This is a genomic window from Allopusillimonas ginsengisoli (assembly GCF_004153455.1).
GTDB classification, from domain to species: domain Bacteria; phylum Pseudomonadota; class Gammaproteobacteria; order Burkholderiales; family Burkholderiaceae_B; genus Allopusillimonas; species Allopusillimonas ginsengisoli.
In genome coordinates this window covers 54870-69688 of record NZ_SDQE01000001.1, presented here as the reverse complement: position 1 = coordinate 69688, position 14819 = coordinate 54870, and the positions used below count along the sequence as shown (strand labels likewise).

Here is a 14819-nt window from a genome sequence, read left to right as displayed (position 1 = left end):
TATAGGCGCAACACCATGACCGGGTCCGGAACAGCTACACAATCATCCCTACGCACACATAAACGTGGCAGCAAGACGCGCAGCCGCCATGATGCGGCACCGCGCTCTCCCTCCCTGCTGTACGGCTTGGCACTGGCCGTTGTCGTGGGTATCCTGGCCATGGTGCTGGGCAAGTGGATGCCTCTGATCGGCGGGCCGGTGTTCGGTATTCTGTTGGGGATGGCGCTCAGGAACACGATTGGCGTCGGGCCGGTATTCAAGCCCGGGCTGCAATTCGCCTCCAAACAGGTGCTGCAATGGTCGATTATCGCACTGGGGTTTGGGTTGAGCATACAGCAGGTTGCCCGTACCGGGCTGGAGTCCTTGTGGGTAACACTGATCACCATTACCGCGGCCTTTGTTTCTGCCTGGCTGCTGGGCCGTTGGCTGGGCATAGGCTCCCGCCTGAAAACCCTGATTGGTGTGGGCACGGCAATCTGTGGCGGATCAGCGATCGCCGCTATCACTCCCATCATCAAGCCTGATGATCACGAAACAGCCTTCGCTATTTCCACAATCTTTATATTCAATATCGTGGCCGTGCTGCTATTCCCCGCGCTGGGCCATCTGCTGAACATGTCGGATGCTGGCTTTGGCCTGTGGGCGGGTACCGCCATCAATGACACGTCGTCGGTCGTGGCGGCTGGGTACAGCTACAGCCAGGCGGCTGGCGACGCGGCGACGATTGTCAAACTGACCCGCGCCACGCTGATCATTCCAATCTGTCTGGTCCTGGCGATAGTGGTTGCCTGGCGCGAGAAAAAGCAAGGCAGCCAGGGCTTCAGCCTGGCGCGCATTTTTCCCTGGTTCATCTTGTGGTTCCTCGTGGCATCGGCCCTGCGCTCGACGGGCCTGATCCCCGAAAGCCTGAACAGCAGCCTGCATCTGCTGGCCCAGTTCCTGATAGTGGTCGCGCTGACAGCCATCGGTCTGTCATCAGACCTGCGCCGGATGGCGACTGCCGGCATCCGCCCAATCATGCTGGGCTTGGGCGTATGGGTTTCGGTGGCGGTCAGCAGCCTGATCGTTCAGTACCTGATGGGGTCGTGGTAACCGGCAATCTGAATCAGGAAAACCAGGACATCGGGTTGTGGTTCAAGGCAATGCCGATGATATAAACAAAGATGGCTACGGCCACGACAGCGGCAATGGCGCGTGTTTTGGGCGTCTTGCCGCGTTTTATTGCGACCGTGCCAACACCGATATAGAGCAGCACCCCGACGATCTTGGCGAGTATCCAGGGCTGTTCGGGTCCGATAACGGCCGCCAGCATGATTCCCGCAACCAGCAGCACGGTATCGATGATGTGAGGCACGATTTTTATCGTACGTGCCTGCAGCCTGGTGGAACAGGTTACCGACCAGTAGGCACGGACCACAAAAAGAAGAATGCTCAGGCCGGCGGCCGTCATATGGATATGTTTGATCAGTGAGTAGTTCATGCCTGAAAGATAAATGTGAAATGCGGGCAAGCCGCCCGAATCGGGCGAATCGGCGATAGTGTACGACGCGCATGGCAAAACACGCTGTCATGGGATGATACATGGCCTTGTGCCGAATGCGCAGTCGCAGCGATAATGGTTCCCGCCTTCATCAACTTTCATAACCTTGAGAGAGACTATGCCGTACGTCACAATTTCCACCAGCCAACATTTTCCGGCTGAGCAAAAAAAACAATTACTGCAGCGCGCCAGCGATGCCGTGGTCGAAAGCATTGGCGCGCCGCTGGCCGCCGTTCGCGTCATGCTGCACGATCTGCCTGAAACGCATTACCTGAACGGCGGGCAATTCGGCACGGATGCCGTGATGTTTGTGGTCGAACTCATCGAAGGGCGCACCGAAGCCCAAAAAGCGGCGCTGATTGCGGCACTGAGCCGTGTCGGCAACGAAATCACCGGTTTGTCCGAAGAAGAAGTTCGCGTACGCCTGATCGATTTCCCCAAGACTGACATGGGTATGGCCGGTGGAATAAGCGCCAAGGCAATGGGGCGCTGATCGCGCCTTTTGCCGAGCTACCCGCAAGTATGAGGGGGCCGCGGCCGCCACCCGGCCGCGTGCAAGAGTACACGCGATAAAACAGGATGCAAGATGGCCAAGCACGACATCGAAGACAGCAGGCAGGCGCTCGGTCTGGATCAGGCGCAGGCGCTCGTCGATTTCTGGAAACAGGCAGGCCCCAAGGCTTGGTTTGCGAAAAACGATGCATTTGATGCAGCGTTCAGAGACCGTTTCATGACCCATCACTGGCTTGCCGCCCGGGCTGGCCTGGATGGCTGGGTTGATAACCCGATTGGCGCGCTTGCGCTTGTATTGCTGCTGGATCAGTTTCCGCGCAATGCGTTTCGGGGCACGCCCCATATGTTTGCCACCGACGGTCTGGCGCGCGTGCATGCCAGAGCGGCCATAGGCGCAGGGCACATTCAGAACATCGATTCAGCGCTCGTGCTGTTCTTTTGTGTTCCTTTTATACACTCCGAAGAACTGGTCGATCAGCGCTACGGTGTCGAGCTGTATCGCCGCTACGCGTCCGACAACCTCAGCTTCGCACTGGATCACTGCGCCATTATTGATCGCTTCGGGCGCTTTCCGCATCGCAATCCGCTGATGGGACGAAACAGCACCCCAGATGAAATCCGTTTTCTCGAAGAGGGTGGGTTCGCAGGCTAGCTGCCTGAAGAATCACGCCAGGGCGGCCTCGCGCCCCCCTGTTAGCCCAGATGCGAGGACGGAGGCGGTTTTTCCTTGGCCGGCATCTTGACCAGGCCATGGATGATGCCGCAATCCTCGATGGCCTGTGGGTTGGCGCATTGTCGTCGCAGCCCGGCCAACTGCGTTTTCAGCCGCCTCAGCTCTGCAATCCGCAGATCGACATGGCTGATGTGCTCGTCCAGCAAGGCATTGACGGGCTCGCAGTTGTCTTGCGGATGATCCACAAAAGCCAGTAGGGCGCGTATTTCGTCATGCGTCATGTCCAGATTGCGGCAGTTGCGGATGAACCGCAGTCGTTCCACATGTCGTGCGTCGTAATGCCGATAATTGCCTTCCGAGCGGGGCGGTTCCGGCAGCAGACCTTCCTTTTCATAAAAACGTATGGTTTCGGTGCCGCATTTGGCAGCGCGTGCAAGTTCGCCAATTCTCATGGCTGTCGTCCCTAAAGTGCTGAGCGCATAAGGAGATTCAAACTATGCTTGCGCTCAAATCAATCCTTATAGCTACTATAAGGTGCCTGTCCTGGCGCCGCAAGCGATCGATAATTCTGAATGTTTCTCTTGACATGGCAGAGCGTCTGCCCTTACATTCCGTCCATCAAGGGGAGTAGCTTTCCTCCGTTGCATCGTCATTACGGCCGCCTGTTTGGTATGCAGGCTCCCGGTGCACGGGCGGCACGCATGTGCTGCAAGCAAGACCTTGCCATGAAGGGCAAGGTGCGCACTCCTGCAATGGCAGCGGCCTGTGTCCTTCCGGACCTGGCCTTTTTTTTTCAGGCAACGGATGCACGCTTGCATTGCGGGCATCCACGCAGCCAGGTCCGAATTTCCAACTAACTCGAATTTTGGTATGAGGATAGAAAATGCTTGAGTTTTTGCAGACGATGAGCTGGGCTGCGGTCTTTCAGATTATATTGATTGATATTCTGCTGGGCGGTGATAATGCGGTCGTGATTGCGCTGGCCTGTCGCAATCTGGAGCCCAAAAAACGCATGCAGGGTATTTTGTGGGGAACCGCCGGGGCAATCGGTTTACGCGTCGCCCTGATTGCCTTTGCGCTAACGCTGCTGAGCGTTCCCTTCCTGAAGATTGTCGGGGCGGTTCTTCTGCTGTGGATTGGCATCAAGCTGCTCATTCCTGAAGAAGATGCACACGACAAGATCAGCGGTGGTTCGTCGGTATGGGCAGCAGTCAAGACCATTATCATCGCCGATTTCGTAATGAGCCTGGACAACGTCATCGCCATCGCTGGCGCCGCCCAGAATGCGGATCCCGCCCATCAAATGGGTTTGGTCATTTTCGGTTTGGTCGTGAGCGTGCCTATCATCGTCTGGGGCAGCACATTGGTCCTTAAACTCATTGATCGCTTCCCCATGGCCGTCATGTTTGGTGCAGGCTTGCTGGGCTGGATTGCCGGTGGAATGCTCGTGACCGATGTCTACCTCGTTCAGAAAATGGGTGAACCCTCCACCATGTTCAAACTGACCGCCGAGGCCGTGGGCGTGATTATCGTGGTTGGTCTGGGCACCTTGATCGCACGCCGCAAGCGCGACAAAACGGCGGCAGCGTGATATCCCTGTGATCGCCGCCTGATTCACTTCTGCCAGGCAAAAAGCACCAGCTCCTTGCGGACTGGTGCTTTTTTTGAGGATGGCGCAGACTGCTTGACCTTGTAGCAACTACAGGGTGTCTACTGTGACCGTGAACACAGTATTGCAGGAACGACCCTATGTCCGGACTTGAGTCCACGATTGCGCCTGAACAGGGCGGCACAAATGCCGCCCACGATCACGCTCATGATCATTGCTGTGCGTCCCACGCCAACGTTCATTCGATTCGGCGCGGGGGCGGAGAGGGCGATCACGGTCATGACGATTGCTGCCATGCTCATGGCCACGCGCATCCGCGCAATGAGGGCGCGGGCGATCATCGCCATGGTCAGGCGCACGGGCGCGGTCATGAGGCGCTGAACTTCGCCTGCTGCGAAACGCATGACGATGACGGGCAAGGGGCAGCGGGCCACGTGCATGGCGCTGCTCGGGACGCATGGTGGCCGTTGGCTCTGGCCGGCGTGATAGCCATCGGCGCCGAGGCGACTGGGTGGGTGGGCGGCCCGGGCTGGCTGTCGCTGTTGCTGGCTGTGGCGGCCATTGGGCTAAGCGGTGTGGGGGTATATCGTCGAGGCCTGGCTTCCTTGTTTCGGGCCGATCTGAACATCAATGCCCTGATGAGCATTGCCGTGACGGGTGCCGTGTTGCTTGGGCACTGGCCGGAAGCCGCCATGGTCATGGTGTTGTTTGCCATCGCCGAAACGCTGGAAGAAAAATCTTTGGACCGAGCCCGAAATGCGATCGCCCGTCTGATGGATGTGGCGCCGCAGACCGTGTTCATGAGTGATGGACAAGGCGGCTGGATCGAAACGGCGGCGTCCCTGGTCACGCCTGGAGCGCGGCTACGCGTCAGGCCTGGCGAGCGCATTGGGCTGGACGGCATCGTCATCGCCGGCCGCTCCGCGGTCGATCAGGCGCCCATTACCGGAGAGAGCATTCCGGTCGACAAGCAAGCGAGCGATCCGGTGTACGCGGGAACCATCAACGGCATGGCCGAGATGCAGTATCGGGTGACGGCCGCGTTTCAGGACACCACGCTCGCGCGCATTATCAATGCTGTTCAGGAAGCCCAGGCCAGCAAAGCGCCCATGCAGCGGTTTGTTGATCGCTTTGCGCGTGTCTACACGCCTATCGTTTGCCTTGTTGCCTTAGCCATCGCGGTATTGCCGCCGCTGTTGTTGGCAGGTGCAACCTGGGGGGATTGGGTCTACAAGGCCTTGGTGCTGCTGGTGATCGCCTGCCCGTGCGCGTTGGTGATATCGACGCCTGTGGCCGTGGTCAGCGGCCTGGCGGCAGCCGCGCGCCACGGTATTTTGATCAAGGGCGGAATATACCTTGAGCAAGGCCGCAAGTTGCGTTGGGTGATCCTGGACAAAACCGGTACCCTCACCACCGGTCGGCCCAGCTTGACGGACGTTGTGCCGCTGGATGCTGCCGCCGACACGGAGCACACCCGCTCCATAGCGCTCAGCCTTGGCAAGCGATCTGATCATCCTGTGTCGCTGGCGATCGCCTCGCTCCAAGTAGATGAAACCGTGTTGACGATCCGCGAGCAAAACGTGGAAGGCTTTCAGGCAATCCAGGGCGCGGGTGTGCAGGGCCGCATCAATGGGGTGGCGTACAGCCTGGGCAGCCCCAGGTGGCTGAGTGCTGCGCTGGACGACGCCGGTCGGCGGGCTGTCCAGACACTGCAGGCGCGGGGCCGCAGCGTTGCAGTCCTGGCGGCTGACGGCACGGCAAAGGCACTGTTTGGCGTCGCGGATTATGCCAGGCCTTCAAGTCGAGAAGCCGTGAACATGCTGCATCGATTGGGCCTGCGCACCGTCATGGCGTCGGGAGACAACACAGCGGTCGCCAGGGAGATCGCCAGCGAAGTTGGCATTGACGAGATTCATGCAGAGTTATTGCCGGAAGACAAGTTGGCCGTGCTGAAACGATATGCCGCAAACGGGGCGGTTGGCATGGTCGGCGATGGCATCAACGATGCGCCCGCGCTGGCACGTGCCGATATCGGCTTTGCCATGGGAGCCATGGGAACGGATACGGCCATCGAAACAGCCGATGTGGCCCTCATGGATGATGATTTGGGCAAAATTCCCAAATTTATCCAGTTGTCGCGTGCGACGCATGCGGTGCTGATGCAGAACATCAGTGCTGCCCTCGGAATAAAACTGTTTTTTCTTGCCCTGGCACTGGTCGGTTTGGGAACCATGTGGATGGCGGTATTCGCCGATGTGGGTGCAAGCCTGCTGGTCGTGGCAAACAGCCTCAGGCTACTGCGCAAATAGATAAGGCAATGCCATGGCATTGCCTTGAGCGGGTGCTGCGGGCGCGCCAGGCGCGTAGCCTGGCTGCGCGCCGCTGCCGGTTATCGGCGTGAATTACCTACCAGCAATGCCGTGACGATGGCGGCCAGGCCCAGCGCCAGGCCTGCGGTGCGCCACGGATGCTCGCGGACATATTCTTCGGTTTGGTCGTAGCCGCGGTGGACGGCCTGGCTGGCGCTTTCTCTCCAGTCATCCATGTTGTCGCGCGCTGCATCAAGCTGCTGCCTGAGCCGCGTGCGCGCCCGCTCGACTTCTGCGCCGGTATAAGAGGCGGTTGAGTGCAGCAGGTCTTCCGAGCTCGCAATGAGCTTCTGGACATCCCGGCTCATGCGCCGGCGATGCTTGCGAGGGGCGTGAGATTCACTGAATAGTGTAAGCATTCGGGCTCCTTGTTGTGGCGAGTGTTTCTGTGCCCAAGGTATCAGCAAATGCTGTGCCCAGGTGTTAGGGAGGAAAATATCAGTGAAGGTATCATTTGATTATAATATGACCCACATGTAATTCGACTGTATAGCACTTTATGATCGCCTTCCTCGAAGCAAAGCGCGCAGGCTTGCTGGCACGCGCTAACTGGCCGGCCAACCTGCTTGCGGGTGTGATTGTCGGGGTGGTTGCATTGCCGCTGGCCATGGCATTTGCCATTGCGTCAGGCGTCAAGCCCGAACAGGGCATCTACACGGCTATCGTGGCGGGGATTGTCGTGTCGCTTTTCGGCGGCAGCAGGGTGCAGATCGCAGGCCCTACTGGCGCCTTTATCGTGATTCTGTCCGGCGTCGTGGCGGAACATGGTGTAGATGGCCTGCAGATTGCGTCGCTGATGGCAGGCATCATTCTTCTTCTGCTGGGCGTGGCTCGCATGGGCGGCGTAATCAGGTTCATTCCGCTTCCTGTCATCACTGGCTTCACGGCTGGCATCGGAATTATTATTTGGGTCGGGCAATGGCAGGCGTTCTTTGGCTTGCCGCAGGTTGCCGGCCAGCATTTCCATCAAAAATTCTGGGGCCTGCTGCAGGCCTTTCCTCAGTTGGATTGGCCAACAACGGCAGTGGGGATCATGTCTCTGATGTTGGTCATCTATACCACGCGCTTGCCTCGCATGGCCCGGGTTCCGGGGCCGCTGGTCGCGCTTGTAACGATGACTGTCGTGCAGGCCGTCGTCGGATTCGACAGCGTGGCAACCATAGGCACCATGTTTGGCGAGATTCCGCGCGGGCTGCCGGCGCTGCAAGTCCCCCAAATCACGCTGACCCGGCTCGTGGAGCTCATCGGGCCGGCATTTGCCATTGCCATGCTTGGCGCCATCGAGTCGCTGCTTTCCGCGATTGTGGCCGATGGCATGGCCGGCACGCGTCACAACTCAAATCAGGAGCTCATCGGGCAAGGTATAGCCAATGTGCTCACGCCACTGTTTGGCGGCATTGCCGCCACGGGTGCGATTGCGCGTACCGCCACCAATATCCGTAACGGGGGTAATAGCCCAATCGCCGGGATCATCCACGCGCTTACCTTGGTGCTGGTACTGGTGGCGCTGGCGCCGCTTGCCGCCAATATCCCCTTGGCCACGCTGGCGGCAATTCTGTTTGTGGTGGCGTGGAATATGAGCCAGGTGCGGCATGTGGTCCGCATGATACGCACGGCGCCGCGCGCCGACGTTGCCATTCTGATCGTCACGCTCAGCCTTACCGTATTTACCGATCTGGTCGTGGCGGTCAACATTGGGGTAGTGCTTGCCATGCTTCATTTCATGCGCCGCATGGCCGAAAGCGTGGTCGTCCGTCAGGAGGACCACAGCGTGTTGGGCCAGGAACTCGGATTGGACAATACCGAGCGCTGGCCGGAAGACGTGCTTGTATATTCTGTCGAAGGGCCGTTCTTCTTTGCCGCAGCCGATGCTTTTCAGCGAGCGCTGGCCAACACCCACACCGATCCTCGTACGGTCATCATTCGGCTGGCCCATGTGCCCTTCATGGATGCAACCGGCCTGGAGGCGCTGGATTCCGTCGTTGCCGCACTGCAGGCGCGGAGCGTGCGCGTTCTGGTGGTCGAGGCCAACCCGCGCGTTTATGGCAAGTTGCGCAAAATGGGTTTGCTGAACCGGCTGGAGCGAGACTGTGCAAGATCCACCCTGGCCGATGCATTGATGCGTCTTCGGGAGCAATCTTAATGCGCAGCCAATCGGCAGCGCATTTGCCCCGACCTGGCACCGTCATGTCGTCGACTTCCCCTCGTCCATGGGCGCCCCCGGTTTGCCAAGCGTTCAATCCATGATGATTATCAGGTAAAGGTTGCACCCGTACATCCGCGGGGTCACGGCGGGCCGTCGCGCCAGCGGGCAGGGTTGCGAGGCCCTCAAGCGTAGTTTCAGATATTCGCCCCGCCATCAACGAGCAGGCTGCTGCCCGTAATATGTTGGGCAGCGTCGGAGGCAAGGTAAACCGCCATGGCAGCGATGTCATCGGGTGAGTTATATACGGGGATGGCTCTCAATTGGCGTTGATGGTCGGCGTGAGGCCCGTCCGCGGGGTTCATGTCAGTATCCGTTGAACCAGGTTGAATGATGTTTACGGTAATGCCCCGATGTCCAAGGTCTCGCGCCGCGGCCTTGGTCAACCCCCACACGGCGGCCTTGCTCATCGTATACAGCGTTAATCCTGCTTGTGGAACACGCTCGGCCAGATTGCTGCCTATATTGATGATGCGCCCTTTGTCCTGAATGATCTTCGCGGCGTCGCGCATGGCCATGAACACCGCGCGCGTGTTGATATTCATTACATGCTCATAGTCCTCCAGGGTACAGTCATTCAGGGATTTCACCTCGAAAACCCCGGCATTGTTGACCAGAACATCGAGCTGGCCGAATTGTTGTGTTGCCCGCGCAATCGCTGCGCTGATCTCGCTGGGATTGGCGCTATCGGCCTGTATGGCCAAAGCACCCGCGCCGGCCGCTTCGAGTTCGGTGACAAGCTGTTGCGCCGCCTCGCCAGATCTTGCATACGTGAACGCAACATTGGCGCCCGCCTGGGCAAATTGGCGCACGATCGCAGCGCCGATGCCGCGACTTCCACCCGTGACGACGGCGGTTTTTCCAGAGAGAGCAGTCATATAATTTCCATTTAATGTAGTGATCGTTATAAAATAGTAAAATCAATCCGGTTATCTCGTCAAGAAGTTTTTATAGTGTTCGCTAAATAAATTGGATCATCATGGCTGAAAGAGGGCGTCCAAGGAATTTTGACCGCACGGCAGCCTTGCGCGTGGCGATGGAAATGTTCTGGGAGCATGGCTATGAGGGCACGTCCATCGCAGACCTCACCAGCGCAATGGGCATTACCCCCCCCAGTCTGTATAACGCGTTCGGCAATAAGGAGCAGTTATTCCGGGAGGCGGTGGAATTCTATGTTGCCCGCGATGGTGGCACTACCGCGCGCGCGCTGCGCGAAGGCGCAACCGCGTACAAGGCAATCGAAGCGATGCTGCAGGCGGCAGGCTCGGCCGCCCAGGGGCCGGATCGGCCGCGTGGCTGTCTGGTCGTGTTGGGCGCCGCCAATTGTGCCCAGCAGAATAAAAAGGTCGACGAATTTCTGCAGGGCTACCGGCAAGGCACGCGAGAAGCGATTTTCCATCGCATACGGCAAGGACAATCGGCCAACGAATTGGCGCCGGATGCGGACGCGGGCGCCCTGGCGGATTTTTACGCGACGGTGCTCAATGGCCTGGCCGTCCTGACACGAGACGGCGCTTCACGTACAAGTGTTCAGGCGATCGTGCGTCAGGCAATGGCAGCCTGGCCGGCCAGCGCCTGAGTTTCTCGAGAGGCAAAAAAAGTACCTTATCCTGCCTTGGTTGAAACTTTCGGGTTGCTGACTGGTTCGGCGCGTGTGTAACTTACGCCGTGCTCGGCCAGGTAATTGCGTATCAATTGTCGGACCACCTGCGAAGGGGTAATGTCCTGACTGGCGCACAGGCGCTCAAAGGCTTTTTTCTTGTTGGGGTCGATGAGCACAGTGAGTCGTGCTGTCTTGCTTTCCATGGCTGAATGATCTGCTGGATGGTGGATCCAGACTTCTCGTTATGATAATGCTATTGTAATTCAATTCAAATGAAAGGCGGACATCTTTTCAGGCGCGCGTCAGACTGCCTGCGGGATGTGTGTTGAATCCACGCTGCGGGCAAGAGACGCCTTGAGCGCATCCAGAAAATCACCCGGTGAACACTCGGGTAGCGTACATAGATCGAACAGGGAGGCCGCCCGATCGGGCTTGTAGCGTTTGTCGCTCCCCAGCATCTGCTCAAAACGGTTCGCCTGTGTGGTCACCGCCTGAATATCAACGCAGGCCAGAATCAGCGCGTGCACCAGAACAACCTGGGTATGCGCCTGTTCATTGTCGGGGGTGGGCAGACGTCGCCATACTTGGGCTGTACCCGCGACCTTTCGGAGATTCTCGCCCCTGCCTATCGCCAGGTTGTAGCGCCCATCACAGAATGAACCCTCGACGGCAGCGGGATGGCAGGAAATACCAAAGGGCGTCAGCGCCCGGCTGATCATTTGGCAGATCAGCAGATAGGCATGATCCGACGCATCCAGCGGCTTTCCCTCTGCCTTGTAGGCGAGGCTCAGGTTGATGATGCCAGGCCCCTGCGGGACGATGCCCCCTCCCGAAAGCCTGACGGCAACAGGCCACCCGCTCGCGGCAAACTGGGCGCAGGCTTCGGGAAAATTGCCAAAACGCCGATAGGTGCGCGGTACCACCAAACTCTGGGCCGATTCCCAGATACAGGCGACGGGCCCCTGTCGGCTGGCCAGCTCAATGAGGGGCTCGTCGGAGCGCGGATCCTGCGGATTCGCGGCCTGGCTGGCGACCAGTCTGAACATCATGACGTGCTGGCGTCTTAAACCTGGCGGGGGGAAAACTCTTCTTCTGTCATGAACAGATAGCGAATGGCGTCAATGAATCCCAGCACCACCGCCAACGGGGCGAACAGGTAAAGAATCAGCAGATAAATAATGCCCCAGCCTGTCTGGCCCAGGTAAAAGCGGTGCGCGCCCAGCCACCCCAGGAAGATGGCAAGCACAATGGCAATCTTGCGCTGGCTGTTGGGCTTGCGCATCTCATTTCCCTTGCTTTTGATGATCCAGTAGCAGATTGGGATAGTCAGCAGCAGGGCGATGAGCACCTTGACACTGTGCGTCGAGACGTATTGCACTAACGCGTAATACAGGTCCGAGAAATTATGGATGACCACGCCGGCAAGATGCGATATCCACTGGAAGGCCTCGATGGCTATGGTTTCGCCGAAGGTCAGTGCAACCAGAATGACGATGAAGATGGCAACGGCCAGTACGATTTTCTGCAACATGATGAGGGCGAAGCCTCCGGTACGCATAAAAGAGATAGTTTAATGAGTATTCGCCGCTAGCGCTGTCCCAGGCGCCAAAGCGAGGTGGTTTCCAAGCGCCTTGCGGCATAAAGCGGGTCTGATGTGTCCAGTGGCTTGGCGTGGCGCGGACGCGTATCCAGTCGGTCAATGACGCGTAATCCCGCGTCGGATATCGCTTGGGGTAAAAAGTCCGGGGCACGCAGACCCAGGTGCTCGGCCAGGTCGGACATGATGAGCCAACCTTCGCCCTCGTTGTCCAGGTGAGCGCCCAAGCCGTGCAGAAAGCCGAGCAGCATGCGACTGTCGGGATCATAGATCGCGTTTTCGATTGCCGTCGTTGGCCTGGCCGGCAGCCAGGGAGGGTTGCAGACGATCAATGGGCTGGTGCCCGCAGGAAAGAGATCCGCCTTGCGTAGTTCGACAATCTGCTCGAAGCCAAGCCGTTCGATGTTGCGGCGCGCGCAATCCAGCGCCCGATCATCCAGGTCCGTGGCCACAATTGCCTGCACCCCGCGCTGCGCCAGCACTGCGGCGAGCACGCCGCTGCCCGTGCCGATGTCGAAGGCCAGACGGGTGGAGGGTAGCGGCGCCTGCTGGACCAGATCCAAATATTCGCCCCGATTTGGCGAGAATACGCCATAGCTGACATGGATCCGACCTGGCAAGCCGGGAACGGCCACGCCTTTTCTGAGCCATTCATAAGCGCCGATATAGCCTTGCAAGGCTCGCAGCGGGAGCAATAAGGGCCCCGCGACCGGGCCTATCGCGGCTTCGCATGCCTGGCCAACGTCGGGTGCGCGCCGAAGATCGAGCGACAAGGTTGTGTCATGCTGTGCCGACGGGGTGTCCACCAGCTCTATCAGCAGGCGGTTAAGAATTTGCGCGCGCTGGGATTGCCGCAGGCGGTGCTGGTTGAATATATCGGCTGCCGACAGGGATGCGCTGCGTACATCGGCGGTGTTGCGTGGGGTACGCTTTGCTTTGTGAGCATCGTTGCGCCGGGCGTCGATACGCCGCGCCATCGCCTGCAGCAGTTGTCGGCCATTATGAAAATCGCCCCGCCAGAGTATGGCTGTGCCCTGGCTGGCCAGGCGATAGGCCGCATCGGCATTCAGTGTATCGTCGCCAATAAGAATGCGTCGCGGCGCCGGGCCATACTGCGCTGCCAGCCAGCCCGCCTGGCGTTTCTGCTCGTTTTCTGTCCAGCAAGCCAAAGCAAGGTTTGGACTCATTCGGCGCACGCTTGACGCACGGCGTGCTCCCAGCGCTCCATGAGGCCCTTGGCCTGTGCTGAGGGCAATTGCGGGTCAAAGCGCCGCTCCACCTTCCAGTGAGAAGCAAGCTCCTCCTTGTCCTTATAGATTCCGCTGGTCAACCCTGCCAGATATGCGGCGCCCAGTGCAGTGGTTTCAACCATGGTGGGGCGCAACACCGGGATGCCCAGCAGATCGGCCTGGAACTGCATGAGCAGATCATTCACGCATGCGCCGCCATCTACGCGCAGCTCGGTCAGGGGGGCGCCGCCGGATGCCACGGCATCGCGGCTCATGGCTTGCAGCAGGGCTGCGCTTTGGTAGGCAATGCTTTCCAGCGACGCGCGAGCAATATGGGCCATGGTGGAGCCACGGGTCAAGCCGGTGATCGTGCCGCGTACATCTGGCTTCCAATAGGGCGCGCCCAGGCCAGTGAACGCCGGAACGACCATGACGCCTCCCGCATCAGGCACGGATTGGGCCAGTGCCTCGATTTCACTGCTCTTGTGAAAGGCGCCCAGTCCGTCGCGCAGCCATTGCACCACGGCGCCGGCCACGAATACGCTGCCTTCCATGGCATATTCGGTTTGTTCGCTGACCTGAGCGGCGCTGGTTGTGACCAGCCCATTCTGCGATACCTGGAACTTGCTGCCCGTGTGCATCAGCATGAAGCAACCCGTGCCATAGGTGTTCTTGGCCATGCCCTCGCTGAAGCAGGCCTGCCCGAACAGTGCGCTTTGCTGATCGCCCGCCACACCGCAGATCGGGATGGCATGCCCAAGCAGCGAAGTATCAATGGCGCCGAATTCCGCCCCGGAGGGCAGCACTCTGGGCATCAGTGACGGATCAATATCCAGCATCTGCATCAGATCAGGATCCCACTGGTTGTCATGCACGTTGAAAAGCATGGTGCGCGAGGCATTGCTGACATCCGTGACATGCTGCTGTCCTTTGGTCAGTTGCCAGATGAGCCAGCTGTCCACCGTTCCGAACGCCAGTTCGCCGTTGCGGGCCAGCGTGCGCGCCTGCGGCACATTGTCCAGTATCCATTTCAACTTGGTGGCCGAAAAGTAGGCGTCGACACGCAGGCCGGTCTTTTGCAGGATTGCGTCGCCAAACCCCTGTTCGCGCAAGGCGGCGCAGGTGGCTTCGGCACGGCGATCCTGCCACACAATAGCGTTGTAAATAGGCTGCCCCGTCTTGCGGTTCCAGACCAGGGTCGTTTCGCGCTGGTTGGTGATGCCCGCAGCGTGAATGTCCGACGGCTTCAGGCCGGCTTTGTCGATGGCTTCCCGGGCAGTATCCAGCTGCGTTTGCCAGATTTCCGCAGGATCGTGTTCCACCCAGCCTGGCTGCGGATAAATCTGGGTGAACTCTTTCTGGGCCAGCCCAATAATGTGGCCTGCTTTGTCGAAGACGATGCTGCGTGTGCTGGATGTACCCTGATCGAGAGCGAGAATGTAAGTCATGGCTGAGTGGAAAGCTGAAGAGTTGACTGGCAGTT

Annotated in this window: 16 protein-coding genes; 7 read left to right on the top strand and 9 right to left on the bottom strand. The window is 59.1% G+C overall.

All coding sequences use genetic code 11. The features are described from left to right. Positions 1–15: 15 nt before the first annotated feature. Complete coding sequence (locus tag ERE07_RS00380; RefSeq protein WP_130006906.1) at positions 16–1092, top strand: YeiH family protein; 1077 nt, start codon at positions 16–18, stop codon at positions 1090–1092. Positions 1093–1105: 13 nt separating this feature from the next. On the opposite strand, the gene ERE07_RS00375 is transcribed toward ERE07_RS00380, so the two are convergent. Next, positions 1106–1480: a SirB2 family protein gene (locus tag ERE07_RS00375; protein WP_130006905.1), complete on the bottom strand. Its 375-nt coding sequence runs from the start codon at positions 1478–1480 to the stop codon at positions 1106–1108. Positions 1481–1658: 178 nt separating this feature from the next. Here ERE07_RS00375 and ERE07_RS00370 point away from each other — a divergent pair, with 178 nt between their 5' ends. Both ERE07_RS00370 and ERE07_RS00365 read left to right on the top strand, forming a co-directional pair. Beyond that, entirely contained in the window at positions 1659–2033 is a 375-nt protein-coding gene (locus ERE07_RS00370; RefSeq protein ID WP_130006904.1) for a tautomerase family protein, read from the top strand. Positions 2034–2126: 93 nt separating this feature from the next. Then, a complete protein-coding gene (locus ERE07_RS00365) occupies positions 2127–2705 on the top strand; it encodes a DUF924 family protein (RefSeq protein ID WP_130006903.1) in 579 nt (192 codons plus the stop codon). Positions 2706–2746: 41 nt separating this feature from the next. Here ERE07_RS00365 and cadR read toward each other — a convergent pair whose 3' ends face one another. Next, the gene (gene cadR, locus ERE07_RS00360) at positions 2747–3178 is read right to left on the bottom strand and encodes a Cd(II)/Pb(II)-responsive transcriptional regulator (protein WP_130006902.1); all 432 of its coding nucleotides are present in this window, start codon (positions 3176–3178) and stop codon (positions 2747–2749) included. 431 nt (positions 3179–3609) lie between these two features. On the opposite strand from cadR, the gene ERE07_RS00355 reads away from it, so the two are divergent. Continuing rightward, positions 3610–4317, top strand: coding sequence for a TerC family protein (locus ERE07_RS00355; protein WP_130006901.1), 708 nt, complete (start codon positions 3610–3612; stop codon positions 4315–4317). 158 nt (positions 4318–4475) lie between these two features. Beyond that, on the top strand, positions 4476–6644 hold the full coding sequence (locus ERE07_RS00350; RefSeq protein WP_130006900.1) for a heavy metal translocating P-type ATPase: 2169 nt from the start codon (positions 4476–4478) through the stop codon (positions 6642–6644). Between the two features lie 80 nt (positions 6645–6724). On the opposite strand, the gene ERE07_RS00345 is transcribed toward ERE07_RS00350, so the two are convergent. Next, entirely contained in the window at positions 6725–7063 is a 339-nt protein-coding gene (locus ERE07_RS00345) for an ElaB/YgaM/YqjD family protein (protein ID WP_130006899.1), read from the bottom strand. Positions 7064–7203: 140 nt separating this feature from the next. On the opposite strand from ERE07_RS00345, the gene ERE07_RS00340 reads away from it, so the two are divergent. Further along, entirely contained in the window at positions 7204–8847 is a 1644-nt protein-coding gene (locus ERE07_RS00340; RefSeq protein ID WP_130006898.1) for a SulP family inorganic anion transporter, read from the top strand. A gap of 197 nt (positions 8848–9044) precedes the next feature. Here the strand turns inward: ERE07_RS00340 and ERE07_RS00335 are convergent, their stop codons facing one another. After that, the gene (locus ERE07_RS00335; protein WP_130006897.1) at positions 9045–9785 is read right to left on the bottom strand and encodes an SDR family NAD(P)-dependent oxidoreductase; all 741 of its coding nucleotides are present in this window, start codon (positions 9783–9785) and stop codon (positions 9045–9047) included. Between the two features lie 101 nt (positions 9786–9886). Here ERE07_RS00335 and ERE07_RS00330 point away from each other — a divergent pair, with 101 nt between their 5' ends. Continuing rightward, entirely contained in the window at positions 9887–10486 is a 600-nt protein-coding gene (locus ERE07_RS00330) for a TetR/AcrR family transcriptional regulator (protein WP_130006896.1), read from the top strand. Positions 10487–10512: 26 nt separating this feature from the next. Here the strand turns inward: ERE07_RS00330 and ERE07_RS00325 are convergent, their stop codons facing one another. The 5 genes from ERE07_RS00325 to glpK all read right to left on the bottom strand — a co-directional run bounded on the left by ERE07_RS00325 (position 10513) and on the right by glpK (position 14784). Beyond that, positions 10513–10713, bottom strand: a complete 201-nt coding sequence (locus ERE07_RS00325) for a ribbon-helix-helix protein, CopG family (protein ID WP_130006895.1) — start codon at positions 10711–10713, stop codon at positions 10513–10515. Between the two features lie 99 nt (positions 10714–10812). Further along, complete coding sequence (locus ERE07_RS00320) at positions 10813–11559, bottom strand: lipoyl protein ligase domain-containing protein (protein WP_130006893.1); 747 nt, start codon at positions 11557–11559, stop codon at positions 10813–10815. A gap of 14 nt (positions 11560–11573) precedes the next feature. Beyond that, on the bottom strand, positions 11574–12041 hold the full coding sequence (locus tag ERE07_RS00315) for a TM2 domain-containing protein (RefSeq protein WP_130006891.1): 468 nt from the start codon (positions 12039–12041) through the stop codon (positions 11574–11576). A 56-nt stretch (positions 12042–12097) separates the two neighbouring features. Then, the gene (locus ERE07_RS00310; RefSeq protein WP_130006889.1) at positions 12098–13294 is read right to left on the bottom strand and encodes a N5-glutamine methyltransferase family protein; all 1197 of its coding nucleotides are present in this window, start codon (positions 13292–13294) and stop codon (positions 12098–12100) included. Further along, positions 13291–14784, bottom strand: coding sequence for a glycerol kinase GlpK (glpK, locus tag ERE07_RS00305; protein ID WP_130006887.1), 1494 nt, complete (start codon positions 14782–14784; stop codon positions 13291–13293). Before glpK ends, ERE07_RS00310 begins: the two co-directional genes overlap by 4 nt. Positions 14785–14819: the final 35 nt, after the last annotated feature.

What these genes read in the sequence shown, in the direction of transcription:
- ERE07_RS00310 (WP_130006889.1), bottom strand. Translation starts at nt 13,294, where the DNA reads ATGAGTCCAAACCTTGCTTTGGCTTGCTGGACAGAAAACGAGCAGAAA.
- ERE07_RS00380 (WP_130006906.1), top strand. Translation starts at nt 16, where the DNA reads ATGACCGGGTCCGGAACAGCTACACAATCATCCCTACGCACACATAAA.
- ERE07_RS00365 (WP_130006903.1), top strand. Translation starts at nt 2,127, where the DNA reads ATGGCCAAGCACGACATCGAAGACAGCAGGCAGGCGCTCGGTCTGGAT.
- ERE07_RS00335 (WP_130006897.1), bottom strand. Translation starts at nt 9,785, where the DNA reads ATGACTGCTCTCTCTGGAAAAACCGCCGTCGTCACGGGTGGAAGTCGC.
- ERE07_RS00370 (WP_130006904.1), top strand. Translation starts at nt 1,659, where the DNA reads ATGCCGTACGTCACAATTTCCACCAGCCAACATTTTCCGGCTGAGCAA.
- ERE07_RS00340 (WP_130006898.1), top strand. Translation starts at nt 7,204, where the DNA reads ATGATCGCCTTCCTCGAAGCAAAGCGCGCAGGCTTGCTGGCACGCGCT.
- ERE07_RS00345 (WP_130006899.1), bottom strand. Translation starts at nt 7,063, where the DNA reads ATGCTTACACTATTCAGTGAATCTCACGCCCCTCGCAAGCATCGCCGG.
- ERE07_RS00350 (WP_130006900.1), top strand. Translation starts at nt 4,476, where the DNA reads ATGTCCGGACTTGAGTCCACGATTGCGCCTGAACAGGGCGGCACAAAT.
- glpK (WP_130006887.1), bottom strand. Translation starts at nt 14,784, where the DNA reads ATGACTTACATTCTCGCTCTCGATCAGGGTACATCCAGCACACGCAGC.
- ERE07_RS00330 (WP_130006896.1), top strand. Translation starts at nt 9,887, where the DNA reads ATGGCTGAAAGAGGGCGTCCAAGGAATTTTGACCGCACGGCAGCCTTG.
- ERE07_RS00315 (WP_130006891.1), bottom strand. Translation starts at nt 12,041, where the DNA reads ATGTTGCAGAAAATCGTACTGGCCGTTGCCATCTTCATCGTCATTCTG.
- ERE07_RS00375 (WP_130006905.1), bottom strand. Translation starts at nt 1,480, where the DNA reads ATGAACTACTCACTGATCAAACATATCCATATGACGGCCGCCGGCCTG.
- ERE07_RS00320 (WP_130006893.1), bottom strand. Translation starts at nt 11,559, where the DNA reads ATGATGTTCAGACTGGTCGCCAGCCAGGCCGCGAATCCGCAGGATCCG.
- ERE07_RS00355 (WP_130006901.1), top strand. Translation starts at nt 3,610, where the DNA reads ATGCTTGAGTTTTTGCAGACGATGAGCTGGGCTGCGGTCTTTCAGATT.
- ERE07_RS00325 (WP_130006895.1), bottom strand. Translation starts at nt 10,713, where the DNA reads ATGGAAAGCAAGACAGCACGACTCACTGTGCTCATCGACCCCAACAAG.
- cadR (WP_130006902.1), bottom strand. Translation starts at nt 3,178, where the DNA reads ATGAGAATTGGCGAACTTGCACGCGCTGCCAAATGCGGCACCGAAACC.